At 72.6% G+C, this 18,161-nt stretch carries 17 protein-coding genes; 9 read left to right on the top strand and 8 right to left on the bottom strand.

All coding sequences use genetic code 11. From position 1 onward, the window contains the following. Window position 1: 1 nt before the first annotated feature. The 7 genes from ACIOD1_RS12030 to ACIOD1_RS12000 are packed head-to-tail and all read right to left on the bottom strand — an operon-like array spanning window position 2 to window position 7,109. Window positions 2–967, bottom strand: coding sequence for an ornithine cyclodeaminase family protein (locus ACIOD1_RS12030; RefSeq protein WP_401901794.1), 966 nt, complete (start codon window positions 965–967; stop codon window positions 2–4). After that, complete coding sequence (dmpG, locus tag ACIOD1_RS12025; RefSeq protein ID WP_365611803.1) at window positions 964–1,977, bottom strand: 4-hydroxy-2-oxovalerate aldolase; 1,014 nt, start codon at window positions 1,975–1,977, stop codon at window positions 964–966. Before dmpG ends, ACIOD1_RS12030 begins: the two co-directional genes overlap by 4 nt. Next, window positions 1,974–2,903: an acetaldehyde dehydrogenase (acetylating) gene (locus ACIOD1_RS12020; RefSeq protein ID WP_365611806.1), complete on the bottom strand. Its 930-nt coding sequence runs from the start codon at window positions 2,901–2,903 to the stop codon at window positions 1,974–1,976. Before ACIOD1_RS12020 ends, dmpG begins: the two co-directional genes overlap by 4 nt. Further along, complete coding sequence (locus ACIOD1_RS12015; RefSeq protein ID WP_401901791.1) at window positions 2,890–3,819, bottom strand: HpcH/HpaI aldolase/citrate lyase family protein; 930 nt, start codon at window positions 3,817–3,819, stop codon at window positions 2,890–2,892. Before ACIOD1_RS12015 ends, ACIOD1_RS12020 begins: the two co-directional genes overlap by 14 nt. Next, a complete protein-coding gene (locus ACIOD1_RS12010) occupies window positions 3,816–5,093 on the bottom strand; it encodes an aminotransferase class I/II-fold pyridoxal phosphate-dependent enzyme (protein ID WP_401901790.1) in 1,278 nt (425 codons plus the stop codon). The genes ACIOD1_RS12015 and ACIOD1_RS12010 overlap by 4 nt, the downstream gene beginning before the upstream one ends. Further along, on the bottom strand, window positions 5,090–5,956 hold the full coding sequence (locus ACIOD1_RS12005; RefSeq protein ID WP_401901788.1) for a cupin-like domain-containing protein: 867 nt from the start codon (window positions 5,954–5,956) through the stop codon (window positions 5,090–5,092). The genes ACIOD1_RS12010 and ACIOD1_RS12005 overlap by 4 nt, the downstream gene beginning before the upstream one ends. Window positions 5,957–5,972: 16 nt before the next feature. Beyond that, window positions 5,973–7,109 (bottom strand): MFS transporter, encoded by a 1,137-nt coding sequence (locus tag ACIOD1_RS12000; protein ID WP_401901786.1) that lies wholly within the window; start codon window positions 7,107–7,109, stop codon window positions 5,973–5,975. 558 nt (window positions 7,110–7,667) lie between these two features. On the opposite strand from ACIOD1_RS12000, the gene ACIOD1_RS11995 reads away from it, so the two are divergent. The 8 genes from ACIOD1_RS11995 to ACIOD1_RS11960 all read left to right on the top strand — a co-directional run bounded on the left by ACIOD1_RS11995 (window position 7,668) and on the right by ACIOD1_RS11960 (window position 16,569). After that, window positions 7,668–9,134: an aminopeptidase P family protein gene (locus ACIOD1_RS11995; protein WP_365613333.1), complete on the top strand. Its 1,467-nt coding sequence runs from the start codon at window positions 7,668–7,670 to the stop codon at window positions 9,132–9,134. 418 nt (window positions 9,135–9,552) lie between these two features. Continuing rightward, entirely contained in the window at window positions 9,553–10,362 is an 810-nt protein-coding gene (locus ACIOD1_RS11990; protein ID WP_365611821.1) for a class II aldolase/adducin family protein, read from the top strand. A gap of 56 nt (window positions 10,363–10,418) precedes the next feature. Then, on the top strand, window positions 10,419–11,426 hold the full coding sequence (locus ACIOD1_RS11985; protein ID WP_401901784.1) for an ABC transporter permease: 1,008 nt from the start codon (window positions 10,419–10,421) through the stop codon (window positions 11,424–11,426). 52 nt (window positions 11,427–11,478) lie between these two features. After that, window positions 11,479–13,068, top strand: a complete 1,590-nt coding sequence (locus tag ACIOD1_RS11980) for an FAD/NAD(P)-binding protein (protein WP_401901783.1) — start codon at window positions 11,479–11,481, stop codon at window positions 13,066–13,068. Beyond that, window positions 13,065–13,586 carry a tyrosinase family oxidase copper chaperone gene (locus tag ACIOD1_RS11975; RefSeq protein WP_401901782.1) on the top strand — a complete coding sequence of 174 codons (522 nt, stop codon included), beginning with the start codon at window positions 13,065–13,067 and terminating at the stop codon, window positions 13,584–13,586. Before ACIOD1_RS11980 ends, ACIOD1_RS11975 begins: the two co-directional genes overlap by 4 nt. Window positions 13,587–13,614: 28 nt before the next feature. Continuing rightward, window positions 13,615–14,481 carry a tyrosinase family protein gene (locus ACIOD1_RS11970; RefSeq protein ID WP_401901780.1) on the top strand — a complete coding sequence of 289 codons (867 nt, stop codon included), beginning with the start codon at window positions 13,615–13,617 and terminating at the stop codon, window positions 14,479–14,481. An 89-nt stretch (window positions 14,482–14,570) separates the two neighbouring features. Continuing rightward, the gene (locus ACIOD1_RS11965; RefSeq protein ID WP_401901778.1) at window positions 14,571–15,026 is read left to right on the top strand and encodes a MoaF-related domain-containing protein; all 456 of its coding nucleotides are present in this window, start codon (window positions 14,571–14,573) and stop codon (window positions 15,024–15,026) included. Window positions 15,027–15,105: 79 nt separating this feature from the next. Beyond that, window positions 15,106–16,569, top strand: coding sequence for an amino acid permease (locus ACIOD1_RS11960; RefSeq protein WP_401901776.1), 1,464 nt, complete (start codon window positions 15,106–15,108; stop codon window positions 16,567–16,569). Window positions 16,570–16,643: 74 nt separating this feature from the next. On the opposite strand, the gene ACIOD1_RS11955 is transcribed toward ACIOD1_RS11960, so the two are convergent. Next, window positions 16,644–17,510: a LuxR C-terminal-related transcriptional regulator gene (locus ACIOD1_RS11955; protein WP_365611840.1), complete on the bottom strand. Its 867-nt coding sequence runs from the start codon at window positions 17,508–17,510 to the stop codon at window positions 16,644–16,646. A 261-nt stretch (window positions 17,511–17,771) separates the two neighbouring features. Between ACIOD1_RS11955 and ACIOD1_RS11950 the strand changes: the two genes are divergently transcribed. Beyond that, window positions 17,772–18,137 (top strand): nuclear transport factor 2 family protein, encoded by a 366-nt coding sequence (locus ACIOD1_RS11950; RefSeq protein WP_365611843.1) that lies wholly within the window; start codon window positions 17,772–17,774, stop codon window positions 18,135–18,137. The last annotated feature ends 24 nt before the right edge of the window (window positions 18,138–18,161 follow it).

Here is an 18,161-nt window from a genome sequence, read left to right as displayed (position 1 = left end):
GTCACCCGTCCTCACCCGCGGCGGCCCCGTACAGGGCCGCCGCGGCGGCCGTGTCCTCGATGGCCATGCCCACGCTGCGGAACACCGAGGTCCGGCCGTCGGGCACGACCGCGCCGTCGACGAGCGCGCCCAGCTCGTGCAGGTCCTCCGGGCCGATCAGCGCGCCCGCCAGGGCCGCCCGTACCTCACCGGCCTCCGCGATCGCCGTGGCGCGCTCCTCCACGGTGACGAACGCGTCCGCCAGCAGAGCCGGATCCACTTCGAGGGCCTCCTCGTGGGTGCCGCCGATGACGTTGACGTGCGCTCCCGGAGCCACCCAGTCGGCCTCCACGAGCGGGAGGCGCCCGGCCGTCGAGGTGGCCGTGCACACGACCATCGCCCCGACCACGGCCTCCTTCGCCGACCCGCACACCGTGACCTCCAGCGGACGTCCCGCGTGCTCCCGCGCCCAGCGGGCGAACTCCTCCGTCCGCTCGGGGGTACGGGAGTACACCCGCAGCCGGCGCACCGGACGGACGGCGCACACCGCCCGGACCAGGGCCCGTGCCTGCACCCCGGCCCCGATCAGCGCCAGCTCCTCGGCGTCCTCGGGCGCGCACAGCCGGGTCGCCAGGCCGGCGACGGCCCCCGTACGGACGGCTGTCAGCTCGGCGCCGTCCAGCAGGGCGGTGACCCGGCCGCTCTCCAGGTCGGTCAGCACCACCACCCCGTGGATCAGCGGGAGTCCGCGCCCCGGATTGTCCGGGGTCAGCGTGGTGATCTTCACGCTGCCGACCCCGCGCCCCTCCCAGAGCGCGGTCCCGGCCAGCAACTCCCGCTCCGGGCCGTGCTGGAGCACCGTACGGGGCGGGGACTGGGTCCGGCCCGCCGACAGGTCCGAGAACACCTCGGCGAGGGCGTCCATCACCCGCAGCATCCGCTCCGGGCCCGCCATGGCGCGGGCTTCCACGTACAGGGGTCCGCTCACCGTGCCCCTGCCCCTCCGGCGGCCAGCTCCGCCACCACGTCCGCGATGAGGTCCTCCTGCCCGGCGATGGCCTGGCGTCGGCCCAGCTCGAAGAACACGTCCCGCGGGTCGACACCGGCCCGACCGGACGCCTCCAACACCTGGTGCTTGAAACCGGAGAACACCCCGGCCAACCCGCTGACGATGCTCAGCGATTCGGTGACCGGCGGGGCCGGCATCAACTCCCGCTCGGCGAAGTCGGCCGCGTCCAGCAGCCCGTACAGGTCGATGCCGGTCTTGAAGCCACTGCGCTCCAACACGGGCACGAGCACCTCCAGTTGGGTGTTGCCCGCGCCGGCGCCGAAGCCCCGCGCACAGCCGTCGATGATCCGCGCCCCGGCCGTGGCCGCCGCCACCGAGTTCGCCACCGCCATGCCCAGGTTGTTGTGCCCGTGGAAGATCACCGGCACCTCGACGGCCGCGACGATCGCGCCGATCCGTTCGCCGACGTCCTGCGGCAGGAAGTGCCCGGCGGAGTCCATGATCCCCACCGCCCGGGCCCCGTACGCGACCACCCGCGCGGCCTGCTCGGCCAGCTCGCCGGGGGTGGCCATGTGGCTCATCATCAGCACGCAGTGCGCCTCGGCGCCCTCCTCCCGCAGGAAGCCCAGGTGGCGTTCGGCGAGGGAGGCCTCGGTGCAGTGCACCCCGATGCGGACCACGTCGGCCCCGTGCGCGAGGGCCTTGCGCAGATCGGCGGAGGTGCCCCAACCCGGCAGCATGAAGACGCCCATCCGGCTGCGGGTCAGCGCCTCGCGCACCGTGGACAGCATCAGGTCGTCGCTGAGGGCGGCCCGTCCGACCTGGAGCGAGGAGGCCCCCAGCCCGTTGCCGTGGCCGACCTCCACCACCGGGATCCCGGCGGCGTCGGCGGCCTCGGCGTACCCGCGCAGGGCGGCCACGCCCAACCGGTGCCGTACCGCGTGCTGCCCGTCGCGCAGCGTGGGATCGTGGATCAGCACGGCGCTCATGCGCCCACCCCCGTCCGGGCGGCCCGGAGCAGCCGGGCCGCGTGCTGTTCGGCGACCATGACGGCGGCCGAGTCGATGATGTCGAGGTTCCCGGCGTACGGGGGCAGCACCTCGCTGTGGGCCGTGACCTCCACGGAGACCAGGACCCGGTCGCCGTTCACCGTGCAGCCGAGCACCTCGTAGCCGGGCGCGAAGGCCCGTACCCGCTCGGCCGTCTCGGCCACCACCGCGCGGACCTCCGCCTCGTCGACGCCCGGGATCACGGCGTGGATCGCGGTGCGGAAGGGCGCGGGAGGGACGGCCGGGCTGATGTTGAGGATGGCCTTGGTGTCGGCCACGCCGGACAGGGCGCTGATGGCCTGCCCGGTGGTGGCCACGTACTCGTCGAGGTTGAGCCGGGTGGCCCGGCCCGCGATGCTCGTGGCCACGGTCGAGACCACCTCGATGTACTCGACGGCGAACCGGGCGCCCAGGGCGTGGGCGATCGGGCCGGAGGCCTGGCCGCCGCAGCTGATGAGGCTCACGTTGCGCCCGGTCGGGGGGCTCGCCCCGGTCACGGTCGGGACCACCATCTCGCCCGTCTTGCTGGGCGTGAGGTCGACGAGCAGGGTGTTCAGCGGTCGCAGCAGCCGCCAGTGCTCGGCGTGCGCCATGGCGTTGGTGGCGTCGAAGACCACCGCGAAAGGACGGGGAGCGGCGAGGACGGCCCCGATGCCCCCGGCCGAGGTCGGGTACCCGAGGGAGGCGGCGTACCGCAGGCCCGCGGACTCCGGGTCGCGACCGGCGACCAGGGCGCACTCCAGCACGGGGGAGCGGTGGATCTTGGCGACGAGGTCCTGGCCGATCACCCCGGTGCCGATGACGGCGACCGGTACGCGGCCCTGCGGGCCGGGGTCCGGTCGGGTGGTGTCGTCAGTGGGGGGCACGGTCGGCCCCCTCGTCCCCGTCGCGGCCGAAGCGCGCGGTCCAGGCGTCGCCCCGGTCCACGGTGGCGCGGGCCAGCCGGGCGAAGGGCGGGCCGACCATGTTCCCGTCGAGGACGGCGATCCCGCCGTCCGCCGCGCTCACGGCCCCGGTGACCCGTCGGGCGTGGCGCAGTCCCTCCGGGTGGGGGCGCAGGCCCGCGTTGATGGCGTCGAGCTCGCCGGGGTGCACGGTGGCCTTGCCGTGGAAGCCCAGGTCCCGCACCCGGTCGATCTCCTCGGCCAGCACCGCCGGTTCGGAGAGCCGGTAGTTCGCGGTGTCGACGCAGCCGGCGCCGTACCGGGCGGCGGCCAGCGCCATGGCCTGGCGGGCGGCGAGCATGCCGGGCCAGGTGATCTCCACGCCGAGGGTGGCGGCGAGGTCGGCGGAACCGAGCAGGAGCCCGTCCGACACGGCCGCGATCGCGTCCATGTCGGTGACCGCCTCGACGGTCTCCACGGTCACGTACAGCTCGGGGTGGGCCCCGGCGGCGGCGAGGGTCTCGCGCAGCAGGGTCACCTCGACCGCGGACCTCACCATGGTCATCACCACGAAACCGGGCCGCACCGGGCACTCGGTCAGCATCAGCAGGTCGTGGAGCGCCTCGACGGTGCCCAGCTCGTTGACGCGCACGGCCGTGTTCCGCGGCCGCGGCGCCTTCTCCAGGGCGTCGCGGCACACCAGGCGCGCGGCGGCCTTCGCGGCCCGGGGGACGGAGTCCTCCAGATCGATCAGGTGCACGTCGGCGTCGTAGGACCAGGCCTTCACGACCCGGTCCAGGGAGAGCGCGGGGGTGTAGAGGATGCTGCGCGGGACCGCCCGTACGGGGGTGGTCGAAGCCGGGCCCGATCTCGGGCCGGGTATCGGGCCGGCCGTCATCGGGTCGGCTCCGTCGGCAGCGGGGCGGTCCGCTCGGCACCCACCTCGGCGAGCACCGCGCACAGCCCGCGGACCTGCTCCTCGGTCTGGCCGGCGCGCATCATGACGCGCAGTCCGGCGGTGCCGCGCGCGACGATCGGGAAGAACACGGGGGAGACGTAGAAGCCCGCCTCGAAGACCTTGCGTCCGGCCTCGATCACCGTCGCGTCGCTCATGGGGACGAGCCGGATGGGGAAGGTGCTCCCGGCCTGGTCGGTGTGGATGAGCGAGTCGAAGAGCGCGATGTTGGTGTAGAGCCCGTTCTGCAGGTCGGTCAGTTCGGAGGTCCGGTGGATCTCCGCCGAGGCGAGGCCGGCGCCGACGGCGGGGGTGTTGAGGAGCTGCGAGTAGTTGAGGGCTCCGCCGAAGCGCTCGATGACGCGCAGGGTGTGCTTGTCGTAGCCGTCGAGGACGATGGCCGCGCCGCTGGTGCCGAAGGCCTTGTTGAGGGTCATCACGACGATGGTGCGCTCGTCGAGGACCGGGCTGTGCGAACGGACGTAGCCGACGCCGCGCTCTCCGTAAGCGGACAGCGAGTGGGAGTCGTCGTAGTACACCAACAGGCCGTACTTGTCCTGGAGTTCGGCCAGCTCCTTGACCGGGGCGTAGCCGCCGAGGCTGTCGCTGCCGTCGCAGACGTAGGCGACGCGGGCGTACTTGCGGCAGGCGTCCTCGATGAAGTCGAGGTCGTGGTGCGGGGAGGTGACGACCTCCGTCTCGTCGGCGCAGACCGGCTTGAGGTTGGCCATCGACACGTGGGCGTTCTTGTCGAAGATCATGAGGGGGCGGGTGCCGTTGCCCAGGTGGCCCGAGGCGATCAGCGGGAGCAGGCCGAAGGTCGCGGTGCTCGCGGCGATGGAACAGGTGACCGCCTGGGCGCCGAACAGCTCGGCCAGGGAGTGCTCCAGCTCCAGCATGGCGGGGATCTGTACGCGGCTGCGGGCGATGCAGTGGTCGAGCACGCCGTAGCGGCGCAGGGCCTCGATGCCGCCCTCGATGACCTTGGGGTGGGAGTCGAGGTCGAGGTAGGAACAACAGCTGAAGTTGACGAACTCGTGGCCCTCGGCGAGGAACTCGTGTCCCGCCGCCGTGTGCAGGAGCCGTCCGTCGTAGTCGGCGACGATGCCGGCGAGGCCGTTCTGCTCGGACAGGTCCCAGAACTCGTTGCCGATGCCGATCAGCTTGTCGTTGTTGCGGAACCGGTGGGCGGGGGTGATCGTCTCGCGTTCGGTCATGACGCCGCCTCTGCCGGTTCGTAGTTGTAGACGCCCTTGAGCTTGCGGAAGGCGGCCGTGTAGATGGCCACGCCGAGCACCCAGGGTCTGCGGAAGATCTTCGGGTCGCGCAGCCAGAAGTTCACGTTGATGTTCATCTCGTCCAGTGACTCGGCCTGGTGCCACCAGCCGAGCGGCAGGTACAGCATCTGGCCGGGTTCCAGGATGAGTTCGCGACGCTGGGCGAGCTTGGAGGCGAGTTTGGGGTAGCGGGCCCAGTCCACGTCGTCGAAGTCGAAGGCCTGCGACTTGTCCCCGAAGCCGTCCTTGAGGGAGCGCGGGTAGTACTCCCAGAAGCCGGGGGGAGCCAGCACGAACCGCTTGCGCCCCTCCAGGGCGATGTTGAAGTTCTCCAGCTCGTCGAAGTGGCTCTGGGTGAAGACGCCCTTGTGGCTGATCCACAGGTTGGCGGCGTTCATCGACCGGCGGTAGTCGAAGAGCCGGGCGGCGTCGAAGCCGAGGATCGCGTTGACGTCGTCGGGGCAGTTGCGGATGTTGGAGACGATGCGGTTCCAGGTGCCCGGGTCGTTCTGGTACTCCGCGTTCTCGAAGAACTCGCGCAGGCGGATCTCCCTGGTGGTCCAGCGTTCCGAGTTCTGCTTGTCGCTGGGCTCGGTGAACAGGGTCACCGCCATGTCGCCGAGGCGCTTGGCGACGCCCTCCTTGCCGAGGCCCTCGTTGCCCCGGGGAAGGGTGATGATCACGGGGACGTCGGCCCGGATGAGGGCCTGCGGCCCGAAGGCGGTGAACTCCTCGAAGGAGATGCGGGGGACGGGTAGGCCCCCCAGGCCGTCCCGCGGGGACGGGGAACGCGTATCGCTCACGATCAAGACCTCATTGTCATTGTTCGAGTGCTGCCATTTCAGAGGTCGGCTCGGTGTCCGACCGCTTGCCGCGCAGGGCCGTGGCCCCCGCGAGGCTCAGTACGAGGGCCACGGCGCCGCCCGCGACCCCCGCCCATGCCGCCCAGGAGAAGTTCCCCAGGTCGGCGAGGTGACCGCCGGCGGCGGTGCCCGAGGCGATGCCGAGCGCCCCGGCGCTGGTGAGCCAGGAGAACGCCTCCGACAGGGATTCCTTCGGGGCCAGCGACTCCAGCAGGGTGCTGCCACAGATCAGCGCCGGAGAGATCGCGATGCCGGCGACGACGGCGAACAGGGCCATCAGCAGGGGCGGGCCGCCGAAGACGAGGGGGAGGGCGCCGAGCGTCAACACGAAGGTGGTCACGCTGAGCAGCCGGGCCTGCGAAAGGCGCCAGTTCACCGCCCCGTAGGTGATGCCCGCCACCAGACTGCCCACGGCGATCAGCGAGATCAGCACGCCGGCGAGCCCCGGGGTGGACCGCTCCTCGGCGTAGGCGATCATCGTGACGTCCACCGCGCCGAACTGGAAGCCCATCCCCGCGTAGGCGATCACCAGCACCCACACCCCGGGCACGGACAGCGCCCGGCGGGGCGCCCGGCCGGGCGTCGGCTCGTGCACCGGCTCCGACCGGCGGTGCAGGGCGACGAAGACGGAGCCGACGGTGGTCATCAGCAGGCAGACCACCAGGCCGGCGGCCGGGTGCGCCGCCGAGGCCAGGACGGTGACCAGCAACGGGCCCAGCAGGAAGATGGTGTCGTCCAGCATGGACTCCATCGCGTAGGCCGTGCGCAGCGCCGACTGGTCCACCATCGTCGCCCAGCGGGCCCGCATGAAGGAGGTGAAGGACACGCAGGTGCAGCCCGTGGCCACCGCCGCGAGGACCAACACCCACAGCGGGGCGTCCAGGACGATCGCGACGATCAACAGCCCCATGCCCACCACGTGCGCCAGGCAGGCGGTGAGCAGGACCCGCCGCTGACTGTGCCGGTCGGCGAGCCGCCCGTTCACCGGGCTCGCGAGTCCTTGCGCGATCAGCATGGCCGCGGCCACCGTTCCCGCGTCCGCGAGGGAACCGGTCGTCGCGGAGATCATCATCAGGCAGGCGATGGAACGCATGGCGATCGGGAACCGGCCGATCATCCCCCAGAACGCCAGCGCCCCCGCGCCGGGCCGCCGCAGCAGCCGAACATAGGACCCGAGTCCGGAATCCGACCCCGCTGTACCTTCGGACACGACGCTCCTGTCTGCGTGAAAAGCCAAGGTGGTCTGGCCTGTCCAACCTGGCACAACCGGAAGCTCGTTGACAGTCGTCGAACGGCAACTCCCAGCTAAAGAAGGCTGGTTCGGGTGTAGCTCGGGAGCCGAAGAGCCCGGATCCCCGTGTGCCGTGCAGGTGAACCTAGTTGTGGCGTTCTGGCCAACCCATCGACAGATGGCGCAATCGGCGCGCCGCGTCTCAGACAAACGTCTGATGCGCCCACGTGTGCCCTCTGGTATCAGGGCTGTGACCTGCGGCGCGGAAGGGTCGGCGCCGGACGGGAGCCGCCCTACGATGGCGGGCAACCCCGTGCGATCCACGGGGGACTTGCGACCGATGCCATTCAGGAGGCAGCTGTGACCGAGCCGACGTCCGAGACCCAGGTCGACTCCCCGGAGGTCGACTCCACGGAGTTCGTGGCCGTGGAACCCGAGGCGGTGGAGTCGGAGGCCGGGGGGCCCGAGGCCGTGGAGCCGCGGAAGAACGGTCTGGGCCGGGGGCTCAGCGAGGAACTCGCGGCGAACATGAAGCAGGGCTGGGCCGACACCGAGCGGCACGACATCGAGCCGCTCCCGCAGGCCGCGCACACCGCCCGCAGGCGCGCCGCCCTCTCCCAGCGCTTCCCCGGCGAACGCCTGGTGATCCCCGCCGGGAACCTCAAGGTGCGCGCCAACGACACCCACTACCCCTTCCGGCCCTCCTCCGACTACGTCTACCTGACCGGCGACCTGACCGAGGACGGCGTGCTCGTCCTCGAACCCACCGAGGAGGGCGGCCACCTGGCCACCGCCTACCTGCTGCCCCGCTCCGACCGCGAGACCGGGGAGTTCTGGCTCAGCGACCGGGGCGAACTCTGGGACGGCCGCCGCAACAGCCTCACCGAGAACGAGCGGCTCCTGGGCCTTCCCGGCAAGGACGTCCGCGTCCTGGCCCCCGCGCTCGCCGGGTCCACCGGCCCCACCCGACTGCTGCGCGGCCACGACGCCGGCGTCGAAGCGGCCCTGAAGGACAAGGTCACCGCCGAACGGGACGAGGAGTTCCGCGTCTTCCTCTCCGAGATGCGGCGCATCAAGGACGACTTCGAGATCGGCGAACTGCGCAGCGCCTGCGCGTCCACCGCCCGCGGCTTCGAGGACGTCGTGCGCACCCTCGACCGCGCCGAGTCCACCTCCGAGCGGTACATAGAGGGCACGTTCTTCCTGCGCGCCCGCGTCGAGGGCAACGACGTCGGCTACAGCACCATCGCCGCGGCCGGCCCGCACGCCACCACCATCCACTGGGTCCGCAACGACGGGCCGGTCCGCACCGGCGAACTGCTCCTCCTGGACGCCGGAGTGGAGACCCGCACCCTCTACACCGCCGACATCACCCGGACCCTCCCCATCGGCGGGCGCTTCTCCGACCTCCAGCGCAAGATCTACGACGCCGTGTACGCGGCCCAGGACGCGGGCATCGCCGCCGTGAAGCCCGGAGCGAACTACCGCGACTTCCACGACGCCGCCCAGCAGGTCCTCGCCGAGCACCTCTTCTCCTGGGGCCTCTTCGGCGACCGCACCCTGGAGGAGGTGACCACGCTCGGCCTGCACCGACGGTGGACCATGCACGGCACCGGCCACATGCTCGGCCTCGACGTCCACGACTGCGCCGCCGCCCGCACCGAGATGTACGTGGACGGCACCCTGGAGCCCGGGATCGTGCTCACCGTGGAGCCGGGCCTGTACTTCCAGGTGGACGACCTCACCGTGCCCGAGGAGTACCGGGGCATCGGCGTCCGCATCGAGGACGACATCCTCGTCACCGAGGACGGCAACGAGAACCTCTCCGCCGCCCTCCCGCGCCGCTCCGACGAGGTCGAGGCCTGGATGGCCGACCTCCTGGCCTGACCCCTCGGGCCCCGGGCGCCGAGGGTCTGACCCCTCGGGCCCCGGGCGCCGACCGGGCCCACCACCACCGCGGTACGGCCGAGGCCGCCCGCCCCACCGGAGTGACGACTCCGCGGGGCGGGCGGCCTCCGTCGTTCCCGAAGCACCCTTCTGGGCCGGTATGCCCGCAATCGAGCGCGCTGCGCAAAGATGAATCGCACGCTTATGAAGCCCGCCGGCCCCGGCCAGGGCCGAAAACGGGCCCTTCCGTGGGACAGGATTCAGGTGCAGGAGCTGACGCCCCTCCCACCCCGCCGACCCCGCCTGAACAGGGGATTCGGCGAAATCCGCCCTCCCCGCAGCGAGCTTCGCGCTGCCCGGAAACAGGTCCGGACCCCGGGAGGGCGGGCCCGAATCCGACCCTTCAGGAGACAACGACGTGTCCGTCACCACCCGCCCCGCCCCCGAGGCCTTCCTCGCCGACACCCACACCGGCCTGCCCATTCCGGCCGACCCCGTCTTCTCCTCCGTCGACGACGAACGCCGCCACCGCAAGCAGCGACTCGCCGCCGCCATGCGCCTGTTCGGCAAGGCGGGCTACGCCGAGGGCATCTCCGGCCACATCTCCGTCCGCGACCCCGAGGAACTCGACACCTTCTGGGTCAACCCGTTCGGCGTCTCCTTCAACCGGGTCCGCGTCGCCGACCTGATCCGCGTCGACGCGACCGGACGCGTCGTCGACGGCGCCGGCAAGGTCAACCCCAGCGCCTTCACCATCCACTCCAAGATCCACGAACGCCCCGGGGCCGACGCCATCGCCCACGGCCACACCGTCCACGCCCGCGCCCTCGGCGCCCTGGAACGCCTCCTCGAACCGTACGACCAGGAGTCCGCGGCCTTCTACCAGGACCAGGTCCTCTACGGGGACTACGAAGGCCCCGCCATCAAGGTCGAGCACGGCCAGGACATCGCCGACCGCCTCGGCGCCAAGCGCGCCATGCTGCTGCGCCACCACGGCCTGATCACCGTCGGCGGCTCCCTGGAGGAAGCCGTCCACTGGTTCTTCACCTATGAGGGCTGCGCCCAGGTCCAACTGCTCGCCCTCGCCGCCGGGCGCCCCGTCCCCATGACCCACGAGCAGGCGCTCCTCGCCCGCGACGGCTTCGGCGACGAGCAGCTCGGCCGCTACAGCTTCCAGATCATGTGGGACGAGATCACGGCCGAACAGCCCGATCTGCTCCAGGAGTAGCCCCCGCCACCACGCGGAGCAGACCGGTCGGCCGTACCAGATCCCAGGGAAACGAAATGAGCTCAACCGCCTCACCGCGCGCCGAAGCGCGCACCATCGTCATCATCGTCGCGATCGTCCAGTTCGTCATCGGCGGCTGGTTCTCCTGGTCGGCGTCCCACGCCGCCCCCCGCGACCTCCCCGTCCTCGTGGTCGCGGCCGAAGGCGCGGACCACCTCGCCGACCGGCTGCGCGAGGCCGCCCCCGGCGGGTACGCGATCGACAGCGCCGCCACCGCCGAGGATGCCGACACCGCCCTGCGCGAGCGCAAGGCCTACGGCGCCCTGCTGCCCACCGCCACCGGGCTGGAGCTGCACCTCGCCTCCGCCGCCTCGCCCGCCGTCGCGCAGACCCTGACCTCCCAGGCCCAGCAGTTGGCCGGCGGCCCCGTCCGCATCACCGACGTGGTCCCCGCCGACTCCGACGACCCGCACGGCTCAGGCCTCGCCACCGGCTTCCTGCCGCTGCTCATCACCGCCGTCATCGCGGGCCTGCTCTTCGTCCTCAAGGTCCGCGGCGCCGCCGCCAAGCTCCTCGGCGTCGTCGGCTTCGCCGTGGCCTCCGGCCTGCTCGCCTCCCTGATGTTCACCCACCTCAGCGGGGTGCTGCCGGGCAACTACTTCGTCAACGCGGCCATCGTGGCCCTGCTGGAGCTGGCCATGGTCTCGGTGATCACCGGCCTCGGCTCGCTGATCGGGCCGCCCGGCATCGCGATCGGCGCCGTGCTGATGTTCGTCGTCGGCAATCCGCTCTCCGGCCTGGCCTCCGCCCCCGAGATGCTGCCCCAACCCCTGGGAGTGCTGGGCCAGTTCCTGCCGGCCGGAGCCGCCGCCACCCTGATGCGCACGGCGGGCCCCTTCGACGGCGCGGGCGCCGGCGGCCCCGTCCTCGTCCTCGTCGTCTGGGCGCTCATCGGCCTCGGACTCCTCTGCGCGAGCTCCCGCAAGCGCCCCGCCGCCGCCGGCCCTCAGGACGCCGGCGCGCAGGACGCCCCCGCGCCGTCGCACGCCGCCGCCGCGCACTGACGGGCCGCCCGGCGCGGCCCCTCCCCACCGACTCCTCCCGTGAAGGGTGACCATGAACACGCACACGAGTGACCGCCCGCCCACGCGCATCGCCCTGGTCGGCGGCGGGGCCGCCGCGGTCTGCCTGCTGGACCGGCTGGCCCGCACCCCGGCCCCGGGCGGGGGCTCGATCACCGTCTTCGAGCCCTCCGGCAACCTCTGGCGGGGCCGTGCCTACCAGCACGACACCGACGCCGTCCTCGCCAACATCATCCCGGCCGAGATGAGCGCCCGCGCCGGAGACCCCGACGACTTCCTGCGCTGGCTTCGAGAGAGCGAACTCCCCTACGGACAGGGCGACTACGCGGCGGACGGCCACTTCCCGCCCCGCCGGGTCTTCGGCGGCTACCTGGAGCGCACCGCCGAGAACGCGATCGCCGCACTCTCGCTGGGCGGCCGTCCCGTCGACCTCGTCCGCGACGCGGTCGTGGCCGCCCGCGAGGCGGGCGACGAGGTGGTGCTCACCACCTCCGACGGCCGCAGGCACACCTTCGACTACGTGGTCTGCGCCGTCGGCGCCGGACGCCCCGCCGACCACTACGAACTGGGCGGCAGTCCGGGCTACTTCGGTGACCCCTACCCGCTGCGCGACACCGTCGCCGCCGTCCCGCGGACGGCCGACGTGACCGTCCTGGGCACCGGACTCGCCGCCGTCGACGCCGTGGTCTCCCTCGCGGCCCACGGCCACAGGGGCCGGATCACGATGGCCTCCCGCAACGGCGCGCTGCCGGCCGTCCGACAGCGCCCCGTCTTCCCCGAGGTCCGGCGCTTCACCCCGGCCGCCCTGCACGCCGCGGCGGCCCGCACCGCCGACGGCCGGATCGCCCTGGGCGACGTACTCGACCTGCTGGCCGCCGAGTTGGCAGCACACGGCGCGGACCCCTCGCTGGTCCTCGCCGAACTGTTCTCCCTGGCCGGCGAGGCGCCGATCGACCGGCTGCGCCGCCAGTACGCGGACATCGACGCCGCCGACCCGGGCATGCGGATCATGCAGCACGCGGTGCCCGAGAGCGGGCCCGACGCCTGGACCCTGATGCGCTCTGAGGACCAGGAGTTCATCCGCGAGAACCACTACCGGGCCGTCATGAGCCTGTGCTGCCCGATGCCCCCGGCCAACGCCCGCAAGCTCCTCGCCCTGCACGAGGAGGGCCGGTTGCGCGTCCTGAGCGGCCTGTGGAACGTGAAGCCGCTCGCCCGCGACGGCTTCCACGTGGCCGCCGACGGCGGGGAGTACGAGAGCGACGTCGTGGTCAACGCCGTCAGCGCCCCCTCGCACCGGGTGCCGGCCCAGGCCCGCCCGTTCGTGGACTCCCTCGTCGAGGACGGCATCGGCGAGTACCACCCCCACGGCGGCCTGCACGTCGAACCGTCCACCAGCCGCGCCGTCGGCGCGGGCCGCGCCCACCGACGGATGCACGCCATCGGAGACATGGGTGCGGGAACCCTCTTCTTCACCTCCGGCATGCCCTCCGTCCTCGAACGGGCCGACGACATAGTCCGGGCCCTGGTCGAGGACCTCACCACCGGTCCGCACGCCACGGACCACCCGGACGCCACCGGCCACGCGGCCGTCCCCACCCCCTTCCAGGAGCAGCCCGCATGACCCCCGGACCCACCGACCGTCCCGCCGACAGCCCCGCCACCCGAGCGGGGACCGCTCGCCCGGCCGGCCGTACGATCGCCCCGACCCGCCGGGACATGATGCGGGCCGCCCTCACCACGGCCGTCGTCGTGGGCACCAGCGCGGCCGTCGCGCCCATCGTGCTCGCCGACCCGGTGCCCGCCTCCCGTACCGCGCCCACCGGACCCGAGGGCGCCCCGGGAGCCCCGCGCACCCCGGGCTCCTTCGACGAGGTCTACCGGGGCCGGCGCATCCAGGGCGGGGCCACCCCCGTGACCCACGCCGTCGCCCGCCGCGCCGGGACCGCTCCGACCTCGGGGCCGGGCATCGAGGTCAGCATCGACGGCCGCCCCCTGCACGTCATGCGCCGCGCCGACGGCAGCTACCTGAGCCTCGTCAACCACTACCAGTCGTTCCCCACGCCGCTGGAGGTGGCGCGGGCCGCCGTGGACGAGATCGGCACCGCACAGCTCTCGACGGCCTCGCTCCACCACCACTGACCGCCGTGAAGGCAAGGGACAAGCACACGTGTACACGCGCAAGAACCAGAAGGACCTCACCGCGGACGAGCGCGCGAGGTTCGTCCACGCCGTCCTGGAGGTCAAACGCACGGGAACCTACGACGAGTTCGTCCGGCTGCACGGTCGGTACTTCGTCTCCGACGGCGAGGGCGGACAGCGGGTGGGGCACATGTCCCCCTCCTTCTTCCCCTGGCACCGCCAGTACCTGCTGGAGTTCGAGCGGGCACTCCAGCAGGTGGACCCGCGGGTGACCCTGCCCTACTGGGACTGGACGGCCGAGCAGTCGCCCGTCGCGGCCCCGTGGAGCGACGACTTCCTCGGCGGCAACGGGCGGCCCGGCGACCGGCGGGTCATGACCGGCCCCTTCGCCTTCGACCGCGGCGACTGGCCGATCACCGTCGGGGTCACCGAAGAGCGCCACCTGATGCGGGACTTCGGCCGCCCGGCCGACCCCGTCGCCCTTCCGACCCCCGCCGCGCTGGCGCACGCCCTCGACGACCCGGTCTACGACAGCGCCCCCTGGGACTCCACGGCCACCACCGAGGGCTTCCGCAACAAGATCGAGGGCTGGACGGTCGGCGAGAAGGAGGGCTGGCACCACCACAACCGCGTCCACCTGTGGGTCGGCGGCCAGATGACCGGCGGGACCTCGCCCAACGACCCCGTCTTCTGGCTCCACCACACGTTCATCGATCTCCTCTGGGCCCGCTGGCAGCGCCGCCACCCCGGCTCCGGCTACGAGCCGAGCCGGCCGGTGCCCGCCCCGGACCCCCAGCACGGCCGGGTCGTCAGCCTCGACGAGCCGCTCTCGCCCTGGCAGGTCCGCCCCGCCGAACTGCTCGACCACACCCGCTTCTACCAGTACGCCGAATGACGCGCGGGCCGCTCCGGCCCCACCCGCCGCGCCGGCCCGCACATCGGGCCGTCCACCCCAGCCACCGCCTCCACCCAGAAGGAACCGTCATGCGCATCCGCCACACCTTCCCCGCCCTCGCCGCCGCCCTGATCGCCCTGGCCGGCGCCCCCTCCGCGCAGGCCGCGGCGGCCACCACCGCAGCCCCCGCCCCCGTCGCGGCGAGCATCCGTACGGAAGCCCCCGCCTTCGCGGGCCACACCTACCTCCTGAAGCTCGACAACGGCGCCGTCCTGCGCAACTCCTACTCCGCCGACGGCGCCACCCTCGACTGGACCGCGCTGGAGGGCCCGATGGCCGGCCACAGCGGCAGCGAGCGGCTCTCCGTCCGCGCCGTCGGCGAGGGCCTGTACTTCGTCAACTGGGTCGAGGCCTCGGGCATGACGGTCAGCCACGTGATGGACCTCGGCCGCGGCGCCGTCAGCGTCTACTGGACCTACGCCACCCCCGACGGCGGCCGGACGGGCGAACTCCACACGGCCACGCTCGAACGCGTCGCTTCTTGACCGCACCTTCGGGGGCGGGGCCGGCCGCGAGCGTCGCGGCCGGCCCCGCCCGCACTCGTCACCAGGGGGAGAACACCGCATGCCCGTCCGACCGCCCGCGACACCGCTCCGACCGCCCGCCGCGCCCGCCCCGCCGGGGCCCACCGCCTCCGCGCCCGTACCCGTACCGACCGCGTCCGAGGGATCCGCGCGGCTCGCGGGCACCCTGCGCCCGCGCCACCTGACGATGCTGGCCCTGGGGGGCGTCATCGGCGCCGGGCTGTTCATCGGCTCCGGCACCGGACTGCGCGTCGCCGGACCGGCCATCATCCTCTCGTACGCGCTGGCCGCCGCCCTCGCCCTGCTGGTGATGCGGATGCTCGGCGAGATGGCCGCGGCCATGCCGGCCAGCGGTTCGTTCTCGGTCTACGCCGACCGCGCGCTCGGCCGGTGGGCGGGGTTCACGGCGGGCTGGTTGTACTGGGCCGTGACCGTCATCGCCATCGCCATCGAGCTGATCGCCGCGGCGACGATCCTGCACCAGTGGATGCCGGGCATCCCGCAGTGGACGATCGCCTTCGTCGCCCTGGCCGTCTTCACCCAGGCCAACATGGTCTCGGTCGCCTCCTTCGGCGAGGCCGAGTTCTGGTTCGCGGGCATCAAGGTCGCGGCGATCATCGCCTTCCTCGCCCTCGGCGTGGCCGCCCTCTGCGGGGCGGTACCCGGGGTGGAGGCCCCGGGCCTGGCCAATCTGACCGGCCGCGGCGGGTTCCTTCCCCAGGGCTGGAACAGCGTCGTCGCGGGCCTGTTGACCGTGGTCTTCGCCTTCGGCGGCATGGAGGTCATCACCATGGCCGCGGCCGAGTCCGGCGATCCGGCCCGCTCGGTCACCAAGGCGGTCAACAGCGCGATCTGGCGCATCAGCCTCTTCTACCTGGGCTCCATCGCGGTCATCGTCGCCCTGCTGCCCTGGGACTCGCTCACGCCCGGCCGCAGCCCCTACATCGCGGTCCTGGACTCGCTCGGGATCCCCGGCGCCGGCCGGCTGATCGAGGTGGTCGTGCTGATCGCCCTGCTGTCGGCGATGAACGCCAACCTCTACGGCGCCTCGCGGATGGCCCATTCCCTCGCGGCGCGCGGCGAGGCCCCGCGGGCGCTGCTGCGGACCTCCGGGCGCGGCGCCCCACGGGCGGCCGTGGCGGCCTCCGCCGCGTTCGGGTTCGTCGCCATCGCCCTCGACCACCTGTGGCCGGAGCAGCTCCTGCCCTTCCTGGCCAAGGCGATGGGCGGCTCGATGCTCTACATGTGGCTGACGGTCGCCGCCGCCCACCTGGTGCTGCGGCGCCGGCTGGAAAGGGAGGAGCCGCACCTCCTCGTCGTGCGGATGCGCGGATTCCCCTACCTGTCCTGGTTGGCGGCGGCCGGCATCGTGGCCGTGCTCGTACTGATGGCCCTCGACCCCGAGGCGGGCGCCCAACTGGGCTGGTCGACCCTGCTGGTGCTGGTCCTGCTCGCCGCCTCGGGCGTACGGGCCCTACGGGCGCGCCGCGCGCCCGGCCGCTGACGCGGGGCCCGGCCGGGACGGTTCCCGGCCGGGCCCGGGACCCCGCGATCCCACGGCGTCCGGAGCCCGGCGCCTCAGGCCGACAACGCGCCGCAGACCGCCTCGACGGGCTCGTCCAGGGGCAACAGCCCGGACGTCGCGATCAGGTACCCGAGCTGCGCCCGGCTGCGGCTCTGGAGCAGCGAGGCGATCCGGCTGACGTGGGCGGCCACCGTGCGGCGGCTGGTGCCCAACCGCCGGGCGATCGCCTCGTCGGTGTACCCGGCCACCAGCAGGCGCATCACGGCCCGTTGGATCTCGCCGGCGATGTCGGGCTCCACCGTGCGCGAGACGCCCGGGTCCACGGCCGAGCCGCGCTCCCACGCCTCCTCGAAGACCTGCACCAGGAAGGAGACGATGGCGGGCTGCCTGATCTCCAGGACCGAGGTGCGCGCCTCGCTGTGGCCCGGCACGTAGGCGACGGACCGGTCGACGAGGACCAGCCGGTCGAAGACGTGGTCGAGGGTGCGGACCTCGCAGCCCGCCTCGGTGAGCCGCTCGATGTGGCGCAGGGTGGCCCCGTGGGTCCGTACCGCGTGCGGGTACAGGGTCCGGTGCCGGGCGGCGCCGCGGACGTGGTCGAGTTCGTCCAGGTCGAAGGAGACGCGCGAGCCGCCCGGTTGGACCGTCATCAGTTCCTCGCGGCACTCGCGCACCGCGTGGGCCAGGGTGGAGTGGATGACCTCCTCCCCGTCGATCGCCGTGGCCCAGCCCGTGTGTTCGCGCTTCGCGGCCGTGTAGATCGCGCTGACCGGCACGAAGCTGCCGGCGATGGCCTGGGCGTCCATCCGCTGCCGTTCCAGCGACTGCTCGATCGGCCGGACCAGTTCGGCTTTGGCCACGTCCGGCGACACCGGCACCAGCACGGTCGGGTCATCGGGCGGCGGGACCAACAGCCCCATCCGCAACAGACAGGACGGCGCCCCCGCCCGGGGAGCGCACCCCTTCACCACGGCCTGGCGGTAGACGGTGAGTCCCTCACCGCATACGCCGCCCCCTCGTTCTGCAGATGCGTCATGGTCACAACATTCCCCCGGGTACTGCCTTGCATGATCCTGCATGGCTCAATTATGCACTTCGAAATCTAGCCACTATCGGTTCAATAGCTGCCATCTTGGTGTCTTAATGAGTTGTTGACCATGGAACCGGAGGTAACAGGCGAAATGACAGGCACATTTGGAGCCCTGGCCGACATCCTGGAGAAGTGGCGCGCGGCCTTCGACGCACGCCGCGTGGACGAGATCGTCGCCCTCTTCGCCGAGGACGCCCTCTTCCAGGGACTGTCCCCCCGCCTCCTCGGCGGCCACGCCGAGATCAGGACCTACTACGAGAACGTCCCGCCCGGCACCACCGCCTCCGTCGAGGTCCTGCACTCGCGTCCGCTCGCCGCCGAGGCCCTCGCCGGATTCGCGACCGTGACCTTCACCGACGCCGCCGGGGCCCCGCTGCCCGTGCGCCTCTCGATCGTCGCCCAGCACCTGGGCGACGGCTGGCGGATCCGCCAGTACCACGTCTCGCGTCTGAGCTGAGCCCCGCCGGGTAGCCTCCGGGCG

Origin of the sequence: Streptomyces sp. NPDC088097 (genome assembly GCF_044741845.1) — a bacterium.
Classification (GTDB): Bacteria; Actinomycetota; Actinomycetes; order Streptomycetales; family Streptomycetaceae; genus Streptomyces.
The sequence above is the reverse complement of the archived record's forward strand: the minus strand, read 5'-3'. Positions and strand labels throughout refer to the sequence as shown.